The organism is Actinomadura barringtoniae, from assembly GCF_017573505.1.
Taxonomy (GTDB): domain Bacteria; phylum Actinomycetota; class Actinomycetes; order Streptosporangiales; family Streptosporangiaceae; genus Spirillospora; species Spirillospora barringtoniae.
Genome location: NZ_JAGEOJ010000063.1, coordinates 1 through 539, shown reverse-complemented (window position 1 = coordinate 539; position 539 = coordinate 1). Strand labels below are relative to the sequence as shown.

Sequence of the window (539 nt, the reverse complement as noted above, 5' to 3'; positions counted from 1 at the left end):
CTACACCCTCGCCCCCACCGCCACGGCTACCGATGAGGCCACCGGGCCCGACACCCCCGCCACCACGCCCGCCGCTACGGACGCCACCGACGCAGCGGCCTGACGGCCCTTGGGGGTGGGATCGGTCAGTCCGGTCCTACCCCCACCCGGCTTGGTCCGGCCGGAGTGTCCGGCCGGACCAGGCCCCGCACCGCCCCACTCGCACATCATCAGGAGGTAGGTCCATGCCTGTGTTTGACGATTACATCCGCGCGTGCCGTGACGAGGCCCTGGACGAGCTCGGTTCCGCCGAAGGCAAGATGATCCACGATCTGGAGAACGGCGACTCGATCGACCCGGCCGCCCTCGTCGCGGTCGTCGCGATGCGCGCGACCGCACGCCGGTGGCAGTACGTCGTGGACATGGTCGACGGGGAGTGCGTCGACCCGGCCGACGCACTGGTGAAGGTCCGCGACGCGGCCCGCACGATCCTGATGGACCAGCGGGTACCGCGTCACGCATGCCCGATCGAGCAAGAGTTCGCACGGGTCCGGATCGAG

Annotated in this window: 1 protein-coding gene; it reads left to right on the top strand. The window is 70.5% G+C overall.

Going from position 1 to position 539, the window contains the following annotated elements; translation table 11 throughout:
• Nucleotides 1-224: 224 nt before the first annotated feature.
• Nucleotides 225-539: hypothetical protein (locus J4573_RS53405; RefSeq protein WP_208264188.1), on the top strand; the 315-nt coding region annotated here is incomplete at its 3' end.